General features: G+C 43.9%; 1 protein-coding gene and 1 pseudogene. One reads left to right on the forward strand and one right to left on the reverse strand.

All coding sequences use genetic code 11. From position 1 onward, the window contains the following. Positions 1-225, forward strand: a pseudogene (locus AACS92_RS03645) (hypothetical protein); the annotation flags it as partial. A 28-nt stretch (positions 226-253) separates the two neighbouring features. Here AACS92_RS03645 and AACS92_RS03650 read toward each other — a convergent pair. Then, on the reverse strand, positions 254-517 hold a 264-nt coding region (locus AACS92_RS03650; protein ID WP_241537968.1), incomplete at its 5' end, for a transposase.

Raw genomic sequence — 517 nt, forward strand, 5'->3', positions numbered from 1 at the left:
TGGCAGTTTTGCGGATACAGGAGAAAAAAAACACCGCAGGGACTGATAGCCCTGAGCATATCGGAACTGCGTAACCTGCTGTCAAAACTGATGAAAAAGACCAGAGAAACCGTCGAACAGATTTTATTTTGGTCAAACTGGCGACGACGACATCAGTACCGCGCACAACAATGTCATTATCGGCGCCGGGATACCCCTCTTATTCCACAGCCATTACGGCTGTAGTACTAAGCGGGCATTTTTATAATAAACCTCAGCTTCGCTTAAAAATAGCGATCTCATTATCCCGTAGATTCAAGCTCGGTTTTTTAGGTTGGAATGTATAAGCAATAAGGCCGGCAGTAACTTCCAATAAAAAACCGAGTTGACTGCGATGCCTTGAATGCTCTATCTGAGAAATATTCTTGAGCTGATCGATGACGGTTTCTATCAAAAACCGCCGCCTTAACATCAATCTATCCCAGAGAGATAATGCCTTGGATTTCATGTTACTCCGGACATTCGTGATTAACGTGAC

It is taken from the genome of Xenorhabdus sp. KJ12.1 (genome assembly GCF_963876495.1).
Lineage (GTDB): Bacteria > Pseudomonadota > Gammaproteobacteria > Enterobacterales > Enterobacteriaceae > Xenorhabdus > Xenorhabdus stockiae.